The following is a 22,735-nucleotide window of genomic DNA, read 5'->3' as shown; positions in this document are numbered from 1 at the left end:
GGCAGGACAGAACATGTGGACTCAATAAAATTCATTCGATTAGAAAATAGCATTCGGATCATAGAAGGTGCCGACATTGTCTTTGTTAATGCAAACAGGATCGGTGTTTACGGTAGCGCCAAAGGATTTCTTATCCGCGCCTTCCACTAAGAGTTTCGCTGCGACTTCAATTCCCTTTTTCGCAACCAGGGTCGGGCTGTTCAGGCCGGTGGCCTTGTAGGCGCTGTCCTGCTTAATCAGTTCAAGTGCACCCTTCATACCGTCTGCAGCCGCGAAAATCTTAATTTGGTTCAGCTTGCCCGCGTTTTCAATGGCCTTTTTCGCACCGATCAGCATGCTGTCATTCTCACCGATCGTGCAGTTGATGTTCGGGTTTGCAACAAGGATATCTTCCATAGCCGGAAGGCCTTCGTCGGTTGTCCAGTTGCCCCAGCCCTGTGCGACAACTTCAAAATTTGCCTTCTCGTTGAAAGCTTTGCCCTTGTCGGTTAATTGCTGTTCAAATGCTTCGGCAAGCTTCCATGCTTCTTCCTCTGTGCAGCCGATACGGCCTTCCAGGAAACCGCAGAACAGGCCGACTCTTCTGTCCTGCCCGCCGGGGTTGCCTTTGTTGCCGCTTAATAGGGCTGCAGAAATTTTGGTCGCTTTGTCGTATTGCTTTGCGCCGTACAGACCGACAACTCTTCCGTTTGCGCGATCTGGGGCAGAAATGCTCGTGACAACCGGGGCGGATTTATCAACATGGCTGTCGATTCCAATGACCGGTATGCCCGCGTTGGTTGCTTCCTCAATGCTTAAGGTTGCAGCTTGGGTATCAACAACATTGATGAAAATCAAGTCATAGTGCTGGGAGATGAACGTTTCCATGTTTTTCTGTTCGTTTTCAATCTTGTTTTTTGCGTCGAGTACGGTTACTTCAAATCCCTTTGCTTTGCCTGCTTCTACAAGGCCATTCGCAAGCGCTGTCTGGAACTCATTTTCCAACGTCTTCTGAGCAAATCCGATCTTGAACGTTTTCTTACCGGAAGCGTGGGATGTGGCCGTGGGCTGTGCGGAAGCGCCCCCGGATGACGAGGCGGTTGAACTGCTTGCGCAGCCGGTTACCATACTTCCAGCCATGATGACTGTTAAAATAGCTGCTAAAAGTTTTTTCATGTAATTCTCCTCCTGCATTTTCGATTAAATCAATTAAATGAATTAATCAATTTTATGGTTTTATTATAACACCCGGTGTTTAAATGTCAATAGAAAAGTGAAAATCCTTAAAATTTTTATTGATAATGGATGAATAATACGATTTTAAGCAAAATAAGGACCTCTGTGCTGTGCAGAGGTCCTTTAAAGAATTGATCTGTTTTTTGCAAATCCGTTAAGGATGAATATTTTCTTCGATAAAACGGGCGGGGTTTTCAAACACCTCATTAATCGCAACAATCGCGGCGCCATGCAGAATGGAATCGTTCTTAATGTTGCTGAATCCAATTTTAAGATTTTCCCATACTTCGGGGATTACCCGGCTTTTCACGGTTTCGCAGACGGTATTGTACATCAGGCTGGGGTTGATATGTGCCATTTCATCGCCCAAAATAATCATATCTGGGTTAAAGTTATTGACGATGTTTACAATGCCGATCCCCAGGTACTCGCACGCCTCCGTAAACTTCTGCAGGCAGAGGGGGTCGCCCTGTTTCGTCAATTCCTTTATCTGTTCAAAAGTATATTTTTTCTTTGTTGCCTCATTAACGGCGTTTGTAAACGCAATAGAGGAGCAGTATTTTTCAAGGCACCCGGTGTTACCGCAGGAGCATTTTAAACCGTTGAAATTAATACAGGTATGACCGATTTCTCCCGCGGTTCCCAGCGAACCCTTCATTACCTCGCCATCGATCATAATGCCGGCGCCGATTCCCTGCCCTACCGCGACATAGATCAGCACTTCACATTCAGACGCTTCCTTTGAATGCCATTGCTGTGTGTAAACGCCCGCGTTCGCGTCGTGTTCCAATATAACTGGTATATGATAAAGCTCTTCCAGCTCTTTTTTAATTAAAATATGCTTCCAGCCCTCGGCTTCCGTCATCAGTCCGATGCGCCCCTCTTTTTGAATGAACGGGCCGGGAATGGCAACGCCGATAGAAAGAATAGTATAGGATCGGTTCTGATTCAGGAATTCCTGTATCATATTTTTAATATTTGAAAAAATATCCTTCGGCTGCTCTTCCAAATTGGTTTCCACCCGTTGCAGCTGATGCATTTTCCCTGTTAAGTCAAACAGGCCGACGGAATAGTATTTGCGGGCAATCCGTACGCCGATTACGCGGAAGGTGTCCGTATTAATAGCAATCCCGATGGAGCGTCGCCCTTTGCTTCCGTTTAGGAAACCGACCTCTTTTACAAAGCCCCATTTGATAAAATCGTTAATGATATTCGTAACGGTGGCCTGCTTTAAACCCGTTGTGTTCGCCAACTGGACCCGGGAGCACATGCCTTGTTTGCGAAGCAAACTGATAATAAGCGACCGGTTAAATCCTTGGATGGTATCTTGGTTGATCCCTTTGTTTCTCTTTTTCATTGTTTCACCAAACCTAATATAATAAATTGAATTAATTAATATCTTAGTTTAATTATATATATTATGCATTCCTTGTCAACAAAAGATTTTCGTTTCTCATAAATATTACCGGCTTAATAAGTGTTCAATCCGCACAGAAATTTTAAAATGTTATTGACATCAATGTAGAAATATGCTAACTTATATATGTAAACGAAAAGCAATATGATAATAGGTGTGTTACTGATTCGTCAGGCATTAACCGGATTTTCTTTGTCCGTGTTAATGCTTTTTTGTTTATGGTGGGGTGGTGGCAGGATGACGGAAGTATATCGTATTTTACGTGTGATGAATAACAATGTGATTCTTGTCCGCAGGAAATCAAAGGATACCCAGTTGGTTCTGATCGGGAAGGGGCTGGGCTTTAAACGGAAACCCGATATGGAAGTTGAGATCGATTCCGAACAGATTGAAAAATCTTTCCTTGCTTATGATACAAAAGGGAAGAACGATTATCTCACTCTTATTGAGAATTTGGACGATAAACTGATCGGGCTTTGTTCCGAAATCACTTTGCTGGCGGAGAAAAGGATGGGTCGGTTAAACGAAAATTTGCTGATTGTTTTAACCGACCATATTGGGTTCGCAATCGAACGGATAAAAAAAGGTATTGAGATTCAGAACCCGTTCGTCTATGAAATTAAGAATCTGTATCCGGAAGAGTTTCGGGTCGGGCTTGCGGCAAAGGATCTGATCAAGGAACAGATGGGGATCGAAATCAACGACGACGAGGTTGCCTTTATTGCCTTGCACCTTGACGCGGCAAAGCTGAATATAAAAGCATCCGATTCCTTTAATAAAACCAGGATTGTGAAAATGATGGTTACTTCGCTTGAAGAAAGCCTGGGGTTACAGTTTGAAAAAAATCTTACCTATATCCGGCTGATCAGCCATTTCCGTTCCAGTCTGGATCGTGTCGAAAAAAAGATTCCGGTTGACAACCCGCTTCTTCCCACGATTAAAAAGAGCCTGAAAAAGTCCTATGCTTTGGCAAAACAGGTGGGGGAGCTTGTAAAAAAGGAAGCCGGCTTTACCCTGCCGGACGGGGAACTGGGCTATCTGGCCATTCACATAGACCGCATATGCAGAACTACGGGGCAATGAAAACTGAATTTCCTTTTATGTTACTGTTGAATCAGGCATAAACTTTACAGAAATGTATGGGTTTATGCCTTTTTTATTCCAATTAATACAGAAAGAAGTGAGCGGTTATCGGTGATTAAAAGGGGAGCTTGATTAAAATAAAGGAGGGCTAATATGCTTGAGAAAGTAAAAGGAAAACTGATCGTATCCTGCCAGGCGCTTGAGGACGAACCGCTTCACAGCTCGTTTATTATGGGCAGGATGGCGCTCGCGGCAAAGCAGGGAGGCGCCGCAGGAATACGGGCGCAAAGCAAAGAGGACATTGACGAAATTATCAAAGTAACCGGGCTTCCGGTTATCGGCATTGTGAAGAGAAATTACAAGGATTCTGAAATTTATATTACGCCGACAAGAAAAGAAGTGGAAGAACTCCTCGCAACCGGCAGCGAAATGATTGCGCTGGACGCTACGCTGCGTGACAGGCCGAACGGGGAGAAAATAGAGGACCTTCTGAAGCTCATTCACGACAACGGCAGGCTGGCAATGGCAGACTGCTCTACCTATGAAGAAGTTCTGCATGCGGAAAAATTGGGCTTCGACTGTGTATCCACCACATTGTGCGGCTATACGCCCTATTCGGAAAATCTGCCGGGACCGAATCTGGAGCTTATCAGGAAATTAAGCTCTGTTTTGCATGTCCCGCTGATCGCGGAGGGGAAAATCAATACACCCCAGGATTTAAAGGCTGTGTTTGAAGCCGGGGCTTATTCCGCGGTAGTCGGCGGAGCGATTACCCGTCCGCAAAATATTACAGCGAAGTTTACCGAAGTATTAAATCGATAAGGGAGGCGTATTCATGTTTAAACAATTGCAGAAAATAGGAAAATCTTTTATGCTGCCCATTGCTATTTTACCGGCGGCGGGCCTGCTCCTTGGTATAGGAAGCGCTTTCAGCAACCCTGCAACCATCGCGGCGTATCCGTTTTTGAACAATCCCGTTGCGCAGGCAATCTTTCAAATTATGAACAGCGCGGGAAGCGCCATATTCGGCAATCTGGCGCTGCTTTTGTGTATTGGCCTATGCATCGGCCTTGCGAAAAGCGACAAGGGCACGGCGGCTTTGGCCGGCCTTGTGGGCTATCTGGTTATGACGGCGACCATATCGGTTATGCTGACGATTTTGAACCCGAAGGGCAACGCGATCGACACGGGCGTAATCGGCGCGCTGGTCGTAGGGGCGGTTGCCGTTACGCTGCACAATAAATACCACAACATTGAACTGCCGGCTGTTCTGGGATTTTTCGGCGGTTCCAGGTTTGTGCCGATCATTACCTCCTTCGCGGCGATTTTTATCGGAATGCTGTTTTACGCGATCTGGCCGCCGATTCAGAACCTGCTTACAAATGCGGGGCAGGGTATCGCCTCTATGGGCGTTTTCGGTACATTCCTTTACGGCTTTTTAATGCGGCTTTGCGGCGCGGTCGGTTTGCATCATATGATTTACCCGATGTTTTGGTATACGCAACTGGGCGGCACGGAAGTGGTCGCGGGGCAAACCATTGCGGGCGCGCAGAAGATTTTCTTCGCACAGCTTGCGGACCCCACCCATGTGGGTCTGTTTACCCACGGAACCCGTTTTTTTGCGGGCCGTTTCGACACGATGATGTTCGGCTTGCCGGCTTCCTGCCTTGCAATGTACCACTGCGTTCCGAAGGAAAGAAGGAAAAAGTACGGCGGGCTGTTCCTCGGCGTTGCGTTGACTTCCTTTATTACCGGAATTACGGAGCCGATTGAATACATGTTCCTGTTCGTAAGCCCGCTGCTCTATGTGTTCCATTCTTTCCTGGACGGCCTTTCCTTTCTGGTTGCCGACTTGCTTAATGTCCGTATTGGCAACACATTCTCTGGAGGCTTTATTGATTTCACCCTGTTTGGAATCCTGCAGGGGAACGGAAGAACAAACTGGGTGTCGGTTGTGATCGTGGGTATCTTCTGGGCGCTGCTGTATTACTTCAGCTTCCGTTTCTTTATCACGAAGTTCAATATTATGACGCCCGGCCGTTCCGATGAGGATGAAGGAGCCGCTTCGGTATCCGTTTCCAATGCGGTCGCTTCCACAAAGACCTCGATTCATGATAAGGCAATGGACGTAATCGCAGCTTTTGGCGGAAAAGAAAATATGGAAGAAGTGGACGCCTGCATTACACGCCTGCGCGTGTCCGTAAAAGACATTGAAAAAGTGGATAAGGAAAAGCTGAAAGAGCTTGGCGCAACCGATGTTTTGGTAATCGGGGACGGGATTCAGGCCGTGTTCGGAACAAAAGCGGTTATCTTGAAAAATTATATTGTGGACATTTTGGGTATAGACTCATAAGAGCAATTTCGGCATGCACGGGATCCTTTTCAGCGTGAATCAAATCCACGCTGAAATCCCCCTCTCACTTCGTCAGTTGTTTCTAATGCGCTGCGAAAAGCCGGGCGGCTTTTTGAATTTACCAACGATCCCATTACGTTGGGTTGACAATAATGGAGGATATCACAATGTTACATTTATTCAATAAACAAGTTCTGATCGGGTCGCCGGTAAACGGAAAAGTCGTGGACCTTAATGAAGTGAATGACCCGGTCTTTTCGGGAAAAACACTTGGGGACGGCTGTGCCGTTATTCCGCAGGGAAATCGGATTTGTTCGCCTTGCAACGGAAAAATTATTCAGATTATCGATACCAACCATGCTTTTTGCATTCTGAGTGACGACGGCCTTGAAATATTGGTCCATATCGGTTTGGATACCGTCAAACTGAAGGGAACCGGTTTTAAAAGGCTGAAAGAGGAAGGCATGCCTGTGAAAATGGGGGAACCCGTTATGGAAGTGGATTTATCCTATCTGTGTGAGCAGAAAAAGGAAAGCATAACCCCGGTTGTGATTACAAATATGGAAAAGGTGGCATCCTTGAAGATTGTAAAAGGAACAACCGATTCTTCAGGCACCATTATGAAAGTGAAGCTAAAGTAGGGTGATAGATTCCTATTTCTCGATCTTCAAGAATAAAAAAGCTGGGAGGGGAACGGAATGATACGGGTTAAGATTACGGATCGAAACGGCTTGCATGCAAGGCCGGCGGGCCTGGTCACCAGTATTGCACAAGCGTACCCCGGAGAAGTATTTTTGGAAAAGGGACATGAACGCTGTAACGCAAAAAATATTTTCGCAGTAATGGCGTTGGAAGCAGAATACGGGGATTTTGTGAACGTGATCGCCTGCGGAAAAAACAGCGAAAAGATTGAAAAAGAAATCGAAAAAGCAATCCAAGGATTTGATGAGGCATCCTCAGGGGAAAGAAGTTTTTAGACAGGAGATTTTTATGCAGCAGTTTTTCTATACCGTGAAAGATGAAAACGGGCTTCACGCCCGCCCGGCAGGCCTTTTGACGCAGTGCGCCAAAGCCTGCAGCTCGGATATCCGAATAGTAAAGGGCGAAAAATCCGCAGATGCAAAGCGCCTGTTTTCCGTTATGGCCCTTGGCGTTGCCGTCCGGGATGAAATTGCATTCCAAATTGAAGGCCCGGATGAGGAAGCGGACTGCGCCAAGCTGAAATCGTTTTGCGAAGAAAATTTTTAATCGACGGATGTAACACGATATACGCAATTCCCTTAAAGTGAACAGCCCCGGCTCGTATGAGCCGGGGCTGTAATTGTTTGTACGGTTTATTTCTTCGTTAAAAATGTTACATAAGGGATTAGGTTGATCCGGTTTTGAATCAGAATCCACGTGTTGTATAGGAAGCCAACGAAAAGGACGGCTGCCGTTGCGTAATAATAAATATATTTATGCGTGTTAATCTTAATCTGGGTTTGGCGGCGCTCTTGCAGCGCTTTTTTCTTCTGTGCTTTATTCTTGTAAGCTTTTAAGGACTCTGTGGCGGGGACGTCAGCTTGGACGCTTTCTACGCCGACGCTTGCAAGCAGTTCGGGAATCAGCAGAATTGCGGAGGTGAAGAACATCATACCGAACCGCTGGAACAGGAAATGCTGGCAGGTCATGATATAGAGCAGACCGGAATATACGGAGAAGTTTATCAGCACAATATTTGCTTCATCCCGTTTTAGAATGGTATTCTTTACAATTAAGATGGTAACGGTGGTAATCGCAGGAATTGCCGCAGTCTGCCAGTCGCGCCCCAACATATAATACAGGCCTTCTTGCGTGGCGTAATATTGGTATACGTATTTTGTAACGAAATTGAAAAGCGGCCAGGACAGGACCAGGATCAGCGCAGCAAGGGAAGCGTAGGCGGTTAGTGATTTCCAATTGACCTTTATGTGCGCAAGGAAGTAAACCGGAATCATAATGATGATCGCTTTATGGAAACTGGCTGCGAGTAAGATAATCAAAATATAAGGGATCAGTTTCTTTTTCTTTAAGAAATTGATTGCATACAGGAAAATTGCAATGGCGATGGATTGGCGCAAAAAGCTAAGGGAGTTGCCGAAAAAGCCGAAAGAAGCGAATACAAACATTCCCACCCATGGGACAGGGGAGTATTTGTAGAGAAGTACAGCGGTCAACCCGACCGTAAGGATCGAAACAAAGAGCATGAAAATATGTACGTCATCGGTAAATAGGGAAACAAAATAATTAAACAGGCTGTATCCGGGCTCGACTCGATACATATTTGCGTTACTGATCAGGAACGACCAGCCGCCGTTGCGAACCTGCTTAAAATAATCGGCGTATTGTATGTAATCGATCCCGACCGTATCCGCGCGCAGATAAGACATAACGATCATCGCGACGGAGACGATCAATAGAAAAATCGCGTTGTTCCGCTTGCTTTTTTTTATTTCACATAGTCCGAATCCTAAAATGATTATCAATAATAGAAGCAAATTATAAGCTAACATAAATCGGCTTTCTCACCTTTCCAACGTTCTTAAAATTCCCAATTTATTGTTTATTATATCATCCGAGCTGAGAATGTACAAGTAAATACTATGGAGATATTTTGCGAGAAAACTTGCCATATTGAAACAAATCCTATAAAATATAGGAAAACATTACATAAACAGAGGAAATTCCGATGATTAAGGAAAATCAAAAGATCTTGAAGGCCATTCTTGCATTGCTGGATGCCGGGATTTGCCTGCTTTCCATGGTGCTTGCGTTTTGGCTTCACTTTCTGAATTACCAGGGTTCTTTTTATATCGGATTAAATTATTACCTGCGGTTAATGCTCTATATTATTCCGGTCTATTTCATCATTTATAATTATTTTGATCTTCATGATTCTTTCCGGTACAAATCCATGATTTCTGAAATAGGCAAGATTGTTCAGTCGAATTTTATCGGCGTTATCTTCATCTTTGTACTCCTCTTTTTCTTAAAAGAAGTGCATGTTTCCAGAATGGTCATCCTTCTGTACGGGCTGATCAATTCTTTTCTTTCGTCCTGCAGCCGCGTGACGCTGCGGAAAATATTGCGCAAAATGCGGGCGAAGGGATTTAACCTGAAGCATCTTTTGCTGGTCGGCTGGAATGAGGTATCTGCGGAGTTTTACGACAGGGTCATGGCCAATCACAATCTGGGCTATGATTTTGTCGGGTATTTAAGTCACAGCAAGGTGAACACGGGAGGGCGGAACATCGCTTACGCCGGCGGCTTCGGAACGCTGCCGTCCCTTCTTGAAAAAAAGGGGATTGATGAAGTCATTATTTCGCTGGATTTTCATGAATTTTCCGAGCTGGGGAATATCATCGAGGCTTGCGAAAAGGCGGGCGTCAAATCCAACCTGCTTCCGTTCTATACAAAATATCTTCCGACAAAGCCGTATATCGACGAAGTGGAAGGCATGCCGCTGATTAACATCAGGAAAATCCCGCTGGACAATATGCTGAACAGCTTTTGCAAGCGGCTTTTGGACATAACCGCTTCCTTAGTGGCGCTTATCGTGTTTTCGCCGGTTCTGCTGCTTACCGCCATAGGGGTGAAACTTTCCTCCCCAGGACCGGTAATTTATAAGCAGGAGCGCATCGGAAGGAACAAGCGCCCGTTTTATATGTACAAATTCCGTTCCATGAAGGTGGGCGACGGGAATTCGGATATGACGACATGGGGCACGAAAAACGACGACCGCAGAACTAAATTCGGCTCCTTTATCCGGAAGTGCAGCATTGATGAATTGCCCCAGCTTGTCAATGTGCTGAAAGGGGACATGAGCCTGGTCGGCCCCCGCCCGGAGCGCCCTTTTTTTGTGGACAAGTTTCGGGAGGAAATCCCTCTGTATATGCTAAAGCACCTTGTCCGGCCCGGAATTACCGGCTGGGCGCAGGTGAATGGCTGGCGGGGAGATACCTCAATCGAAGAACGGATTAAATGTGATATTTATTATATTGAAAACTGGACCTTTCTGCTTGATATCAAAATTCTTTTTCTTACGGTTTTTAAGGGCTTTATAAATCCAAGCGAGGAAATCTGAATTCGCTTGATAATAATTAGGAAGTAGGCTGCTATGGAGGGTTCTGTAAAAAACAGTAAAAAATTTTACCAAAAATCCAGCAGGGAAGCGGCAGGAAACGCCGCTTCCTTTTTGCGTTTTCCGCGAAACCGTAACTCGGATAATTCAGCCCGGCTGGTTTGTGTCTTCCAAATCCCTAGGCTCAAAATAACTGAAAAAAATTTAATTTTATACTTGACAATATTTATCCAGTATGCTATAAATAAATTACAAGAAAGAAATATTGATGAAGGAGAGAGCAATCTGCTGATTACAAGAGAAACGGATTATGCCTTGCGCATTCTGCGCGCGCTTTCCGATGGGGAACAGGCAACAGCAAAAGAAATCTGCCGGCGGGAATTGCTCCCGCAGCAGTTTGTGTACAAAATACTGAAAAAACTTTCCCGCGCAGGAATCGTTCAAATCACCCGCGGTGCGGACGGCGGCTGCCGACTGGCGGCGGATCTTCGGAAAGTGAGTCTGTATGATTTGACGCAGGTTATGGAAGACGATAATTATATCAGCGCTTGCATGCAGCCCGGATACCAGTGCGAATGGCGGCAGAAACACAGCCCCAGCTGCAAGGTGAACAAGCAGCTTCTTCAGATTCAAAGCGTATTGGACAGGGAATTCCGCGCACGCAGCCTGTACCAAATGATATATGACAGCGAATAAAGCGAATTTCGAATTTTTTCTTCTGATATCTTCATATTATTTTATCGATAAAAATTGGATAAAAATTATCAAGTATAAATGCGGTGCTTCTGAATTCCGTTTGCTCGTATTCATTCAGATAAATAAATTGCGTCAAGGGAGGAAAAAAGTATGCTTTATAAAACAACGGAGAAGCAGGAAGCTTTTCGTAAGAAGGTCCGCGAGTTCGCGCAGTCGGAGGTAAAGCCCCTCGCGTTTCAGATGGATCAGGGGAACACCTTTCCGACGGAAATTGTCCGTAAGATGGGGCAAATGGGCCTTATGGGAATTCCTTACCCCAAGCAGTACGGCGGTATGGGCTTGGATATGGGTAGCTACGCCATTGCAGTAGAAGAGCTTTCCCGTGTGGATGGCGGCACCGGCGTTATTCTCTCCGCACATGTATCGTTGGGATCTTGGCCGATTTTTGCTTATGGTACAGAGGAACAGAAGCAGAAATATCTGATTCCGCTCGCCAAGGGCGGAAAGCTGGGCGCCTTCGGGCTGACGGAGCCGAATGCGGGCAGCGACGCGGGCGGCACGGAAACAATCGCCGAGCTGCAGGGGGATTATTACATCTTAAATGGTGGCAAGATTTTTATTACGAACGCCCCCGTAGCGGACACTTATGTTGTTTTTGCAGTAACTACTCCGAATATTGGCACGCACGGAATCAGCGCTTTTATTGTTGAAAAGGGTTGGGAAGGCTTTACATTTGGTGATCACTACGATAAAATGGGCATACGGTCTTCTTCTACAGCAGAGCTGATTTTTAATAACGTGAAAGTTCCGAAGGAAAATCTTCTGGGAGAGGAAGGACAAGGCTTCCAGATTGCCATGTCCACGCTGGACGGCGGAAGAATCGGGATTGCCGCACAGGCGCTTGGAATTGCGCAGGGGGCTTATGAAAACGCGCTGGAATATTCCAAGGAACGCATCCAGTTTGGGAAACCCATCTGCCGGCAGCAGGTCATTTCCTTTAAGTTGGCCGATATGGCAACCAAGCTGCGTGCCGCCCGCTTTCTTGTTTACAGCGCGGCCGAGCTGAAGGAAAACCATCAGCCGTACAGCATGGAAGCCGCCATGGCGAAGCAGTATGCGTCCGACTGCTGTTTGGAAATTGTGAACGACGCGCTCCAGATTTTCGGCGGCAACGGGTACCTGAAGGGCATGGAAGTGGAACGCGCCTATCGGGACGCAAAGATATGTAGCATCTATGAAGGTACGAACGAGATTCAGCGGGTGGTAATCGGATCCCATATTATCGGGAAAATGCCGAAAGACAACGTTCCCCGGGCAAATGCGGAGCCGGTAACGGGCGTCCGCAAGAAGATTATTTATAAGGATGGAACCGCGGCGGAACGCGTGGATTCCCTGGTACAGGCTTTAAAAGAGGAAGGCTATGATTTCACCGCAGGAATTGATATCGATACGCCAATTGCCAAAGCGGAGCGCGTCGTAAGCGCCGGAAAAGGAATCGGCGGAATTGAAAACATGGAACTGATCCGCAAGCTTGCCGTTCAGGCGGGCGCGGCGGTCGGTTCGTCCCGTCCGGTGGCGGAAACCCTCCATTATGTGCCCTTAAACCGGTATGTGGGCATGTCCGGCCAGAAATTCAACGGGAATCTGTACATAGCATGCGGCATTTCCGGGGCGGGGCAGCACCTGAAAGGCATTAAAGATGCAGCCACCATCGTCGCCATTAACAACAACCCCAACGCGCCGATCTTCAAAAATTGCGATTACGGCATTGTGGGCGATGTTCTGGAGATACTGCCTCTGCTTACCGCGGCGCTGGACAACGGCGAACCGAAGAAGCCGGCGTCGCCGATGAAGAAGATGAAACGCCGCGCCCCGAAGTGGGAGGATCCTGCGTGGAAGCACTATATCTGCAATGGCTGCGGTTATGAGTACAACCCCGCCGTAGGCGACCCGGAAAATGATGTCCAGCTCGGTACCCTCTTTGAAGACCTTCCGGACGAATGGATTTGCCCGGAGTGCGGAGAAGAGAAGGACCAGTTTATACAAGCCTGATAAATCGGATATGATAGAGTGTAAAGGGGGATTTATCTATGCATAGTGTCAGAAAAGTAACAGAAGATTTGTATTGGGTTGGTGGGAACGACCGCCGTCTTGCCCTTTTTGAGAATATTCACCCGATTCCTCGCGGTGTGTCTTATAATTCCTACCTTCTTCTTGATGAAAAAACCGTATTGTTTGATACGGTGGATTGGTCGGTTTGCCGCCAGCTTTTAGAGAATGTTACCTTCCTGTTAAACGGCAGGCCTCTCGATTATGTGGTTGTCAACCATATGGAGCCGGATCACGGTGCGTCCTTGGAGGAAATTCTGCTCCGTTACCCGAATGTAAAGATTATCAGCAGCGAAAAAGCAATCCTGTTCATGCGGCAGTTCGGTTTTACGATCGATGGGAAAACGGAGCAGGTGAAGGAAGGGGATACCTTCGCCTTTGGAAAGCACGAGGTTACCTTTATTGCAGCGCCCATGGTACATTGGCCGGAAGTGCTCGTAACGTATGACAAAACCAACGGCGTGCTGTTTTCCGCGGACGCCTTCGGTGCATTCGGTGCCCTGGGCGGCCAGCTGTTCAACGATGAAATGAACTTTGACCGCGACTGGCTCGACGAAGCGCGCCGGTACTACACCAATATCGTTGGGAAATACGGCCCCCAGGTACAGGCTTTGCTAAAAAAAGCGGCCGGTCTTGACATAAAGATGATATGCCCGCTACACGGGCCGGTCTGGCGCACCGATTTGGGGTATTTCCTTGATAAATACGATAAATGGAGCCGTTACGAGCCCGAGGAGAAGGGAGTCCTGATCGTTTACGGTTCGATGTACGGAAATACCGAAAGCGCAGCGAACGCTCTTGCCGCAATGCTGGTGGAAAAGGGGATTAAGAACGTTGCGGTATACGACGTTTCCAACACCCATGTCTCCTATCTGATTTCCGAAACCTTCCGGTACAGCCATGTGGTTCTGGCTTCGGTAACGTATAATCTCGGAATTTATCCCCCCATGCACAATTACCTGATGGATATGAAAGCGCTGAATATGCAGAACCGTACCTTTGCAATTATAGAAAACGGTTCCTGGGCCTGCAAGTCCGGCACGCTGATGCGGGACTTCCTGGAAAACCAGCTCAAGAAAATGACGGTCCTCGACGAAAAGGTTACGTTGAATTCCTCGCTGAAGGAAGAAAACATTTCGGATTTGGAAGCGCTTGCAGACAGCATAGTGGAATCCGTTCAGGCGAAGCAATAAGGTACGCGTATCTTTTTGATTAGCCGCCCCCGGCGCAGCCGGGGGCTTTTCTATGCGTGCAAAGCCTAGTCTACTTTTGCCGCCGCAGGCACACGGGGCGTTTTTTATGCTTGCAACGGCAATTCCCACTACCCTTCCGCACGGCAGGTAATCTGGTACGGGAGGAGATAAAGATAAGAATTAAATGTTTATTTTCCACAACAAGACATGAAAAATGCAGCTTGTTAATTGAATTATTTCATAAAACTGCATTATGCACCGATAAAAACTTGATTTTATGCAGGATATATGCTATAATAAATTCAAATTTTAGCATCGGTTTGGCAAAGGAGCCATGTTCCCGTTGCATTGTGCAGCGGAGCATGGCTCCTTTTGGTTTTTCTGCGATTGGCCGGCGATCCGGGAAAATCACCAATGCAGAAATGAAATAATGGGAGTGGATATTATGTTTGCGATAAATTCAGGCGATATATCCTGGATGCTTATCTCCTCGGCAATGGTACTGTTCATGACCCCAGGTCTGGCATTTTTTTATGGTGGAATGGTAAAACGCAAAAATACGATCAATACAATGATGTCGTCCGTCTTTATTATGGGTCTGGCTTCCCTGCTGTGGGTCTTGATTGGCTTTTCCCTTTCATTCAGCGGAGGAGCCGGCGGCTTTATCGGGAACCTGAACTGGTTCGGTATGCGTATGACAGAGAGTACGGCTGCCTTAGCTTATGCCCCAACCACCGTATGCTTCGCGATTTTTCAAATGATGTTCGCGATTATTACCCCTGCGATTATCACCGGAGGAATTGTGGAAAGGGTTCGGTTTTCCGCTTTGTTCGTCTTTGTGGCGGTATGGTCCGTTCTGGTTTATTACCCATTGGCGCATATGGTATGGGGCGGTGGCTTTCTGCAAAAAATTGGCGCGATTGATTTTGCGGGCGGAGCGGTTGTGCATATCAGCTCAGGCGTAAGCGCGCTGGTGGGGTCTTTGGTGCTAGGGAAACGGAAAAATTACGGAAGGACGTCTTATCATCCGCACAATATCCCGTTTGTTTTTCTGGGTGCGGCGATTTTGTGGTTTGGATGGTTCGGATTCAATGCCGGAAGCGCCGGCGCGGCCAACTCCCTTGCAATTCATGCGTTTCTTACAACCAATACGGCGAGCGCGGCGGCAATGCTGGCGTGGATTGCTATTGAGAAGGGAAAGAACGGAAAGCCCACGCTGCTTGGCGCGTCTACCGGCGCGGTGGTCGGCTTGGTGTCCATTACGCCGGGCGCCGGGTTTGTGCCGCTCTGGGCTTCGATCCTTATCGGGGCGGCGGTCAGCCCGATCTGCTATTTTTTCATCAGCGTTGTAAAGCCTAAATTCGGTTACGACGATTCCTTGGACGCATTTGGGTGCCACGGAATCGGCGGGATTTGGGGCTCGATCGCGACAGGCCTGTTTGCGGTTCAAGGATTTCATCCGGATCCTAAGCTGGATGCGGTACATTGGAACGGGCTGTTATTTGGCGAATGGAAGCTTTTCGCCGTTCAAATAGCAGCCGTTCTGGTAACGGTTATCATTGCGGCTGCCGGTACCCTTGTTTCCCTTGGAATTACAAAGCTGTGTGTCCGCGAACTCAGGGTAGCACCAAGGGACGAAGACATTGGCATGGATGTTGTCGAACACGGCGAATCCGCCTATCCGTCCTTTAACGGCATGGATTAAGAAGCAGGGAGGGAAGCAGATGAAAAAAGTAGAAGCATTTATCCGCCCGGAAAAGCTGGAGGATATTAAGGATGTTCTGAACGCGCTTAAGCTCAATGGGCTGAGTGTCAGCCAGATTATGGGCTGCGGAAAGCAGAAAGGCTGGAATGAGTATGTCCGGGGGTCCGAAGTGGATATCAATTTTATTCAGAAAATCAAGATTGAGCTGATCATACAGGACGACCAACTAGAAGAGGTTGTTGATAAAATAACCGAAAACGCACAGACGGGGGATGTCGGCGACGGTAAAATATTTATCTCCGATGTTGCAGACGCAGTCCGGATACGAACAGGGGAGAGAGGTATTGCCGCGCTCAAATAAATTTCTTTAAAATAGGCAAAATAGAATAATAAAAGACGGTTACCCGAACAGGTAGCTGTCTTTTATTATTATAACGAATCAAATATCGAACTTGATTGAAAGCGATTCGCAAGATAATAATTTGTCTATTTTCTAATAAAGCCGAATAATCGAAAACATGTTTTATTTGTGAATAAATATCCGTCGGAATGTTAAGTTTAGTTTAAATTTAATTTACAAAAAAATACAATTTTTAATTATTGGTTAAATCTGGTTAATAATACTTGAAAATCAAAGATGAGTGTTTATAATGAGTATCAATCTAAAATAAAAGAGGTGAATATTTCCAGATAAACCATATAAAGATTTCATATTTAAAAAAGGGGTTTTAGAAAATGAAAAAGTTTTTATCAATTGTTTTAAGTCTGGCAATCATGGCGTCAATCAGTTCTGTATCTGCTTTTGCTGCAACAAATAGCAAACCTGTAACAGCTAAAAATGCTGTCACCACAACAGTTAAGAAGGATACTGCGAACAAATTAGTTGTGAAGAAAGACGTAGCAAAGAAAACTGCCGTAAAGCCATCAGCAAAAAAAGCTACAGTAAAGAAAGCCGCGAAAAAAACTGCTAAAAAGGCTGCTGTAAAGAAAAATGTTGCGAAAAAGACCGTTAAGAAAGCGGCTGTGAAGAAAAACGCTGCAAAAACAGTCTTAAAAAAGACTGCTGCTAAAACTACTGTAAAACCGGCTGCGAAAAAAGCCGCTGTTAAAACTACTGTAAAACCGGCCGCGAAAAAAACCGTAAAAAAGGCTGCCTAAAAAATTTCTTTTACATATTAAACAATCATAAAGAGCTTGAGTCTGTGTAAGCAGGCGTCAAGCTTTTTTTATAATAATAAGCGAAAAAAGTAGAGCATGTCCGATAGAGAACATGCTCTGCTTTTTCTTATAGTCGTAAAGTTGTGTTAAATTTCTATACCGTGGGCTTTCCGGACACTATCTGCCGTTTTGCGCGCGATTGCGCTTATCTTTGTTTTTTCATAGCCGCGAATATAGGAATACAAATCGTCCTGAATCGGGTCAAGCCATTTTTTATCAATACAGTCAAGCCCTTTGGAAATACCGAAGAGCGTCAGAATCTGAGCCGCGTTGCAGTCGACGTCCTGTCCGACCATGCTGATCATATTCAGGCAGGTTTCAAAGTCGTCGTTGCAGAAATACAGGGCGATGACCTCCGCCGCCGCGTTCGGATACGCGTGAATCCAGTTATATTCCATGTATTTTTTCTCGCAGACTTTCCATGCGGACATATAATCCTTCGACTGCTCGCACAGCTCCCATGCGGAGTGAACAACCTCGTAGTACTCGCTGTCATTTGGAATCATGTCGATCGCTTTGCGCACGATCTCCTTCATGCTTTTTTCGCAGAAGGCCATGGAGCACATAACGGCGTTGAAAATTTCGCCCAGAACGCCGTTGTTATGGTGGGAAACCACACCGTCGCGGAAGGCCAGCTCCGCCGCGCGGCACGGATCCGCCGGGGCGCACATGCCGCAGATTGCGCCGCGCATCTGTGCGCCGATCCACTCGCGGAACGGATTGGAACGGTATCCGCTTTCCGGCGGATATATCCCGAGCATAATATTTTTTAGCGCGATATCTTCGGCGGACCAGCCGGACGGAATCAGAGCCGCCCATTCCTCCGCAATATCGGCAGAGGAGACTTGATAACCCTTTTTCGAAAAGGCTTCCAGGAACGCCACTTCATAGGTAATGTCGTCATTGTAGGTGCTCGGCTTGCGAACATAGTCATGAATTTCGCCGAAGGCTTCTTTTATATGAGCGGAGTCGTAGCCTTCAATCGCGGTACCGACCGCGGCGCCGATGATCTGGGCAACCCAGCCCGCAAAAATTTTCTTATCGAATTCGTCCGATCTCACATCGTGCGGTTGGTAATAATAAAATTTTACAGCGGAAGCATATTTATCGAAATTGTCGTAAATCCGGTATTTTTTCCAGTAAGGATGCCCGTCGATCGGCTTTGCTTCATTTAAAAGGCGGAAAACGCGCGAGGTAAGGCGGTACAGCGTTGCTTTATCCTCCTTTTCCCTTGCCTCCAGAGCCTGCGGAATCAATTTTTCGGCTTCCGTTACGTCGTAACCCATGTTGTACATGGACTGGATACCGGAGAGAAGTACAATTTCCGGTGCGTAGGAACCCGGAACATGGCTCCCCCAGAGGAGCTTGAGCGCGTTCCAGTTTCCTTCGTCAACATCAAAAGCATTTTCCCATGTCTGTTCCTCTTCCTTCAAAACGACGGGAACTGCGTTGGAAATTAATTCATGGTTATATTCATAAGCGCGTTTCATTTCTTTTCCTCCCTTTTATTATCAACCAATTCTATTGTGTACTGTAATGCTTCATCATTTCCTTGAGCAGATTCAGATAGGCCGCATGGTTTACTTCCAAGCCAACGGAGCAGTTGAGCGGCTTATCTTTGCAGACATGGTCAAAATCAACAACAGTACGCCCCATGTTCAGGCTGCTGGCGGTTTCAACGGCAACATAATAGTCTTTGCACTCCATGACGGACGGGTCGAGCACGTATGCTACGGCAAGCGCGTCGCTGAGGACGATATAATCTTTGTCGGAGCTTCGGTAGGCCTTCAGCACAAAGTCCCACAGGAAGGAGCAGTCCTTGGTGTACGGCGTGTCGATTGCCTTTAGCTCTTCAAGGTTATCCGGGGTTAGCTTGGACTTCATTGTTGCGTTCCAGCCGACCATTACAAGCGGCGTTCCCGAGCGGAATACAATTTTGGCGGCAAGCGGGTCGGCCACCGCATTGAATTCGCCGTAGGGAGAAGTGTTTCCAATGTCGCTGGAGCCTCCCATAATTACGATTCGGTGGATTAATTTGTGCAGGTCGGGGTATTTCAAAAGCGCGATCGCAATATTGGTGAGCGGCCCGATGGCAATAATTTCGAGCCTGCCGTTTTCCTTAACGGCGTGTTTATAAATAACATCCCATGCATAGTCAGGGGAAAGAGTTTTCATTTCCGTTTTTAAAACAAGGTTTCCAAGCCCGTTTTCGCCGTGAATATGGCCGGCGGTTTGCGGCGGGGTATTGAGCGGCCGTTCCACTCCTTTAGCAACTTCGCAATCCATGTGAAAATAAGAGGCGATATCCAGGGCGTTCTTTGTGACAATTTCCGCCTTCTGATTGCCGGCAACGCTCGTGATTGCCTTAATATCCAGCTTATCGGAGCTGTTTGCAAGCATCAGCGCGAAAAAGTCGTCAATGCCCGGATCTGTATCAATGATAACCGGAATTTGTTCCACGTTTCGTACCTTCTCTCAATCGTATTTGTTTACTGCGTCAATCACCATATTCACCAGTTTTTTCCGGTGGATACCCAGTAAAACATCGGTGTTGGGCTTGCGCCCACTGACGCCGATAAAGTCCGTTACGGTGCAGCCGGTCGTGAATTCACCGCAGGTGTCAATTGTTACATTCAAATGCTTGCTTTCAAAAATTTCCGGAGCAACCAACCACGCTACCGCGCAAGGGTCGTGCATGGGCGCGAAATCCCAGCCGAGGCTGTTGTGGAATTTAATAAAAAACTCCAGAAGCTCGCCGACCATGCGGGCGACCTTGCCGCCCTGGTTTTTGATTTCCTGAATGTCCTCCGGATAAAAACGGGCTTTGTGCGTAACATCCAAGCCTGCCATGGTGATCGGAATGCCGGACTTGAAAACGATGTCCGCCGCCTCCGGGTCAACCAGAATATTGAATTCCGCTGCCGGAGCCCAGTTGCCGCCGATTGCCGCGCCGCCCATTAGGCTGATCCGGTCAATTCTGCTTTTTAAACGCGGATAAGCGAGAAGGAAAACCGCAATATTTGTCAGCGGTCCTGTGGCGACCAATGTCACCTTGTCCTCGCTTTTTTCAACAACCTCCGCCATGAGCTGTACGGCGGGAATCGCAAGAGGTTTTCGCGTGGGCTGCGGAAGTTCAGGGCCATCCAGCCCGGAATCGCCGTGAACACTGGGCGCGATGATCAAATCCCGGCTCATCGGCTGGTCGGCGCCAACGGCGACAGGAATCTCTTTGCCGATATATTGCAGAATGCGTAAAGCGTTGTTCGTTGTTTTCTGAACAGTTTGGTTGCCGCCCACGGTGGTAACAGCCTTGACATCGAGCTTGTCGCAGGAACAAGCGAGAATCAGGGCAATCGCGTCATCATGTCCGGGGTCGCAATCCATGATAATGCTTTTTTTCTTCATGAAAACACCTTCATTTTTTTCGTTTTAATGAAAAGGCAAAGGTTGTTCGCCTTTGCCTTTTAAAGTATGTTTCCGCTTACGGTCTTACAGACTTTCTTGCGGCTTCGATTTCGCTGGTGGATTTACCGAATGCAGAGTCAACTTTAATGCTTCCGCTCTTGATTTTTTCTGCGTATTCCGCTACCTTGTCCTGAACGTCCTTTGTAACATTCTTGTTGTACGTTCCAAGTCCTACGCAGTCATCCGCAAGGCCGAGGCTTTCGCTTTGGCCGTATTTCAGAGTGCCGGCCTGTGCTTCTTTTACTGCTTTTGTAATGGATATGTCAACTCTCTTCAGGGCGGAGGTCAGAATGGACTGTGCTTTTGCCGGGTCGCTGGACTGGAAGGCCAAAGCCTGGTCGCTGTCAACACCGATGACGTATTTGCCCTTTGCCGCGCATCCGTCAATAACACCCAAGCCTGCGTTGCTTGCGACTTGGAAGATAACGTCGGCACCCTGGTTGATCTGCGCTAAGGTCAGCTCTTTTGCGTGTGCGGTATCCGTAAAGTTACCGACATAGGAAATCAAAATCTTGATGTTCGGGTTTACGGCTTTCGCGCCCTGGATGTAACCCATCAAAAAGTCGTTGATAACGGTGTTCTCCATGCCGCCGACAAAGCCGAGCTTACCGGTCTTTGAAGTAAGGGCACCTGCTACGCCAGCCAGGAAAGAGCATTCGTTCTGTTTGTATTCGATGGAGTAAACGTTGCTGCATTTGCCGTCCGTGTAGTCAACGCTGGAGTCGAAGATGATGTACTTCTTGTCCGGATACTGCGCGGCAATCTGCGCAAGCTTTTCGGACATCTGCCATGTGCCGACGATAATGATGTCGTAGTCCGGGTTTTCGGAAGCGTCGGTCAAAGCCGGCACCCATTTTGTTTCGTCCGCGGTCATTTCAATGACCTTTGTGGTACAGCCCAGTTCGGACTCCATCATTTTTGCGCCGTTTGCTGCGGAATCAAAGAACGCTTTGTCGCCCAAAGTGCCATTTAACAGGATAGCGACGTTTAATTTTTTGCCGGAGGCTGCCGAACCGCTTTGTGAAGTGCTTCCGGCAGGTTCCTCGCTCTTGGCCTCTTGGGAAGAACAGCCGGTCAAGGCGAATGTCAAGGACATTGCTGCGATTAATAGTGCGGATAACAGTCTTTTTCCAATCTTCATATTATTCTCTCCTTTTCAATCAGCGTTTAATTATGTATTGAATCCCCGCCCCGGCCGCTGTTATCCGCGGCGGGGAATTACGGCATAGCATCGAAGAAACAACTGGTGTATTATTTGGAGATACCGATTTTCTTCTCTTTTCTGTTTCTCATTACGGAATAGACGATCAATCCGACAATGGTTAAGGCGTAAGGGATCATCTGGACAAACTGAACCGGGATATTCAAAACCTGCAGGTTGGTTGCAAGGGCGTCGGCCGCGCCGAAGATCAGCGAGGAACCCATGATACCCACCGGAGTACCCGTTCCGAGCGCCTCCGCAGCTAGTGCGATGAAGCCTCTGCCGGCGACCATGTCGCGCGAGAACTTGTCCATATAGCCCATCGACATGTAAGCGCCGCCGATGGAAGCGAGAACGCCACTGATGATCAGGACGATATACTGGATTTTCCTTACGTTGATGCCGACGCTTTCCGCGGCGTTCGGATTTTCGCCGACAACGCGGATGCGCAGCCCAAGAGGTGTTTTATAAAGCAAAAGCCAGATCAGGAATACGGAAAGGAAGGCAATATAGGTTAAAAGGTTATGGCCGGAAAGGATGCTGCCCAAAACCGGAATATTCCCAATTACGGGGATATTGATGGAGGGCATGGTCAGGCTTTTAAGAGAAGTGGAATTTCCTTTGTCCCCGCAGATGGAATACAGCACAAAGATGGTTCCGCCCGATGCCATCAGGTTGATTGCAATACCAACCAGAATGATGTCGGCTTTCAGGTTCAGGGCGCTGTAAGCCATAATTAGGCCGAAAACCACGCCGGTGATGATTGCAAAAATAAGGCCGAGAAATGCGCTGTGAAAAGCGGCGCTTGCCACGACGCCAGCCAGCGCGGAACAGAGCATGATTCCCTCCAGGCCGATGTTCATAACACCGGCCCGGTCGGTAATCAGGGCGGCCAAAGCCGCCAGCAGGATCGGCGTTGTAAGCCGGATCACTGAAAAAAGAAAACTTGCTGAGAAGATTGTAGCCATTACAGCGTTCATG

The 22,735-nt window shown here is 47.3% G+C and carries 21 protein-coding genes; 13 read left to right on the top strand and 8 right to left on the bottom strand.

Annotated elements, in window-relative coordinates:
- Positions 1–39: 39 nt before the first annotated feature.
- Positions 40–1,155, bottom strand: coding sequence for a substrate-binding domain-containing protein (locus tag P9B68_RS03400; protein ID WP_167875140.1), 1,116 nt, complete (start codon positions 1,153–1,155; stop codon positions 40–42).
- A 214-nt stretch (positions 1,156–1,369) separates the two neighbouring features.
- Positions 1,370–2,572: an ROK family protein gene (locus P9B68_RS03395; RefSeq protein WP_135657603.1), complete on the bottom strand. Its 1,203-nt coding sequence runs from the start codon at positions 2,570–2,572 to the stop codon at positions 1,370–1,372.
- Positions 2,573–2,869: 297 nt separating this feature from the next.
- Between P9B68_RS03395 and P9B68_RS03390 the strand changes: the two genes are divergently transcribed.
- From P9B68_RS03390 to P9B68_RS03365, 6 genes are all read left to right on the top strand, one after another.
- The gene (locus tag P9B68_RS03390) at positions 2,870–3,715 is read left to right on the top strand and encodes a PRD domain-containing protein (protein WP_167875141.1); all 846 of its coding nucleotides are present in this window, start codon (positions 2,870–2,872) and stop codon (positions 3,713–3,715) included.
- A 153-nt stretch (positions 3,716–3,868) separates the two neighbouring features.
- Positions 3,869–4,537, top strand: coding sequence for an N-acetylmannosamine-6-phosphate 2-epimerase (locus tag P9B68_RS03385; protein WP_135657612.1), 669 nt, complete (start codon positions 3,869–3,871; stop codon positions 4,535–4,537).
- Between the two features lie 13 nt (positions 4,538–4,550).
- Positions 4,551–6,068 carry a PTS transporter subunit EIIC gene (locus P9B68_RS03380; RefSeq protein ID WP_135657614.1) on the top strand — a complete coding sequence of 506 codons (1,518 nt, stop codon included), beginning with the start codon at positions 4,551–4,553 and terminating at the stop codon, positions 6,066–6,068.
- Positions 6,069–6,235: 167 nt separating this feature from the next.
- Positions 6,236–6,709, top strand: a complete 474-nt coding sequence (locus P9B68_RS03375) for a PTS sugar transporter subunit IIA (protein WP_135657616.1) — start codon at positions 6,236–6,238, stop codon at positions 6,707–6,709.
- Positions 6,710–6,766: 57 nt separating this feature from the next.
- Complete coding sequence (locus tag P9B68_RS03370) at positions 6,767–7,045, top strand: HPr family phosphocarrier protein (RefSeq protein ID WP_135657618.1); 279 nt, start codon at positions 6,767–6,769, stop codon at positions 7,043–7,045.
- A 13-nt stretch (positions 7,046–7,058) separates the two neighbouring features.
- Positions 7,059–7,316 carry an HPr family phosphocarrier protein gene (locus P9B68_RS03365; protein WP_135657620.1) on the top strand — a complete coding sequence of 86 codons (258 nt, stop codon included), beginning with the start codon at positions 7,059–7,061 and terminating at the stop codon, positions 7,314–7,316.
- Between the two features lie 86 nt (positions 7,317–7,402).
- Here the strand turns inward: P9B68_RS03365 and P9B68_RS03360 are convergent, their stop codons facing one another.
- Positions 7,403–8,599, bottom strand: a complete 1,197-nt coding sequence (locus tag P9B68_RS03360) for an EpsG family protein (protein WP_135657622.1) — start codon at positions 8,597–8,599, stop codon at positions 7,403–7,405.
- Between the two features lie 176 nt (positions 8,600–8,775).
- Between P9B68_RS03360 and P9B68_RS03355 the strand changes: the two genes are divergently transcribed.
- The 7 genes from P9B68_RS03355 to P9B68_RS03325 all read left to right on the top strand — a co-directional run bounded on the left by P9B68_RS03355 (position 8,776) and on the right by P9B68_RS03325 (position 17,028).
- Complete coding sequence (locus tag P9B68_RS03355) at positions 8,776–10,170, top strand: undecaprenyl-phosphate glucose phosphotransferase (protein WP_135657624.1); 1,395 nt, start codon at positions 8,776–8,778, stop codon at positions 10,168–10,170.
- A 225-nt stretch (positions 10,171–10,395) separates the two neighbouring features.
- Entirely contained in the window at positions 10,396–10,863 is a 468-nt protein-coding gene (locus P9B68_RS03350; RefSeq protein WP_330686051.1) for an RrF2 family transcriptional regulator, read from the top strand.
- 150 nt (positions 10,864–11,013) lie between these two features.
- The gene (locus P9B68_RS03345) at positions 11,014–12,915 is read left to right on the top strand and encodes an acyl-CoA dehydrogenase family protein (RefSeq protein WP_135657626.1); all 1,902 of its coding nucleotides are present in this window, start codon (positions 11,014–11,016) and stop codon (positions 12,913–12,915) included.
- 38 nt (positions 12,916–12,953) lie between these two features.
- On the top strand, positions 12,954–14,165 hold the full coding sequence (locus P9B68_RS03340) for an FprA family A-type flavoprotein (RefSeq protein WP_277668451.1): 1,212 nt from the start codon (positions 12,954–12,956) through the stop codon (positions 14,163–14,165).
- Positions 14,166–14,610: 445 nt separating this feature from the next.
- Entirely contained in the window at positions 14,611–15,870 is a 1,260-nt protein-coding gene (locus P9B68_RS03335; protein WP_135657628.1) for an ammonium transporter, read from the top strand.
- A 19-nt stretch (positions 15,871–15,889) separates the two neighbouring features.
- Positions 15,890–16,231, top strand: coding sequence for a P-II family nitrogen regulator (locus P9B68_RS03330; protein WP_135657630.1), 342 nt, complete (start codon positions 15,890–15,892; stop codon positions 16,229–16,231).
- A gap of 374 nt (positions 16,232–16,605) precedes the next feature.
- Entirely contained in the window at positions 16,606–17,028 is a 423-nt protein-coding gene (locus tag P9B68_RS03325; RefSeq protein WP_135657632.1) for a histidine biosynthesis protein HisIE, read from the top strand.
- Positions 17,029–17,174: 146 nt separating this feature from the next.
- On the opposite strand, the gene P9B68_RS03320 is transcribed toward P9B68_RS03325, so the two are convergent.
- From P9B68_RS03320 to P9B68_RS03300, 5 genes are all read right to left on the bottom strand, one after another.
- A complete protein-coding gene (locus tag P9B68_RS03320) occupies positions 17,175–18,578 on the bottom strand; it encodes an ADP-ribosylglycohydrolase family protein (RefSeq protein ID WP_277668450.1) in 1,404 nt (467 codons plus the stop codon).
- Positions 18,579–18,609: 31 nt separating this feature from the next.
- On the bottom strand, positions 18,610–19,548 hold the full coding sequence (locus tag P9B68_RS03315) for a nucleoside hydrolase (protein WP_277668449.1): 939 nt from the start codon (positions 19,546–19,548) through the stop codon (positions 18,610–18,612).
- 15 nt (positions 19,549–19,563) lie between these two features.
- A complete protein-coding gene (locus P9B68_RS03310; protein WP_135657637.1) occupies positions 19,564–20,493 on the bottom strand; it encodes a nucleoside hydrolase in 930 nt (309 codons plus the stop codon).
- 76 nt (positions 20,494–20,569) lie between these two features.
- A complete protein-coding gene (locus P9B68_RS03305; RefSeq protein WP_207669540.1) occupies positions 20,570–21,694 on the bottom strand; it encodes a BMP family lipoprotein in 1,125 nt (374 codons plus the stop codon).
- Positions 21,695–21,804: 110 nt separating this feature from the next.
- Positions 21,805–22,734, bottom strand: a complete 930-nt coding sequence (locus P9B68_RS03300) for an ABC transporter permease (protein WP_135657639.1) — start codon at positions 22,732–22,734, stop codon at positions 21,805–21,807.
- Between the last annotated feature and the right edge of the window lies 1 nt (position 22,735).

Origin of the sequence: Caproiciproducens galactitolivorans (assembly GCF_029266045.1) — a bacterium.
In the GTDB taxonomy this organism is placed as follows: Bacteria; Bacillota; Clostridia; order Oscillospirales; family Acutalibacteraceae; genus Caproiciproducens; species Caproiciproducens galactitolivorans.
The sequence above is the reverse complement of the archived record's forward strand: the minus strand, read 5'-3'. Positions and strand labels throughout refer to the sequence as shown.